Annotated in this window: 2 protein-coding genes; one reads left to right on the forward strand and one right to left on the reverse strand. The window is 70.3% G+C overall.

Annotation, left to right across the window (positions count from 1 at the left end):
• Positions 1-54: 54 nt before the first annotated feature.
• Entirely contained in the window at positions 55-387 is a 333-nt protein-coding gene (locus ACWDNU_RS46265) for a hypothetical protein (RefSeq protein WP_449673500.1), read from the reverse strand.
• A 260-nt stretch (positions 388-647) separates the two neighbouring features.
• On the opposite strand from ACWDNU_RS46265, the gene ACWDNU_RS46270 reads away from it, so the two are divergent.
• Positions 648-1,221: hypothetical protein (locus ACWDNU_RS46270; RefSeq protein WP_449673499.1), on the forward strand; the 574-nt coding region annotated here is incomplete at its 3' end.

Raw genomic sequence — 1,221 nt, forward strand, 5'->3', positions numbered from 1 at the left:
CTCCACCCGGACCTACTCGATCGGCGAGCCCCGCGACGCCGACGTCGCCGAGACCTACGCCGTGCTGCAGCGCGCGCAGCAGGCCTTGTCCTGGGTGACCTCGCTGACCCGGACATCCATCCCGTTGGCCGCCTGCGACTGGCCGACCGGCACCGTCACCTGCTGGCCGCCGATGCTCAGCGTCACCATGTCGCCGTTCACCGCGACCAGCTCGGCGTCGATGCCGAGCACCGATGCCTTGGCGCTCACCCCGCGCTCGAAGGTGACCGTGCACCCGCTCACGTTGCACTCGGTGGTGGTGCCGGGGCCCGTCATGGTGCAGGCGGAGGCGGCGAAGGGCAGCAGGAGGGCGAACGCACACAGCGTGATCAGCCGACGAACAGGCATGCCGGTCAGTGTAGTGCGAGCCGCCGGGCCGGGGCCGAAAGCGATGAGTCGGGAGCGAAGGTACAACGGAACGGTCTCGCCGTGTTGCGGGTCCGCCACGCCGGGTAATACCGTCGCTGACAGGTAACTGGCGTCGCAGAGGGGTTGCCGATCGTGTCCGGTACGTCGGGGTGAACCGGCCGAATCTGTCGTTCGTGAGCAGATCCGCCGGTCGACCGGGTGGTCGCTGGACGCGAGCGGTCGAGTCGGGAGGTGGGTCGATGAGCGCGAGCGAGATGACGGTTGCCAGCCGCTGGTGGTGGCGGCCGGGGTGGACACCGGGACGGTCCTTCTACGACTGGCAGGTCACGCCGACCCAGCCGGTCGCCGACAAGCTGGTGGAGATCTTCGGCCCGACGCTGACCAGACTGCCCGGCTTCGAACCGGTCGACGCGGGCCGGCTGCGGATCGGAGTCCAGGGCATCGGCTTCGTCGACGGCGTCAAGGGAGTGCATCTCGCGGCGCTGGTCGCCGGCTCGCGCACCGTCCTCGCCGAGCGCGCCCCGTTCCAGATCGGCTTCGGCGCGCCCGTGGTCGCGGCCGATTCGATCCGGCTGCCGATCACCTTGCCCGCCGATCTGCTCGAGGTCCGCGACGACCTCACCCGCGCGCTGACCGACGTGTGGATCCGTGAACGGATCCCCGAGTTCGGCGAGCCGCTGCGGCCGTACCTGGCCCTGGCCTACGCCACCCGGCCGACCCCGGTCGAGCACGTCCGGACGGTGCTCGCCGAGGAAGGCTTCGCCGATTTCGGCCTCGACGACACGGTGTCGTCGGTGTCGCTGGTCGAATTGC

Source organism: Amycolatopsis sp. NPDC003676 (genome assembly GCF_053587275.1).

Excerpts from the sequence above, each read along its gene's own strand:
- ACWDNU_RS46265 (WP_449673500.1), bottom strand. The coding sequence starts at position 387 with ATGCCTGTTCGTCGGCTGATCACGCTGTGTGCGTTCGCCCTCCTGCTG.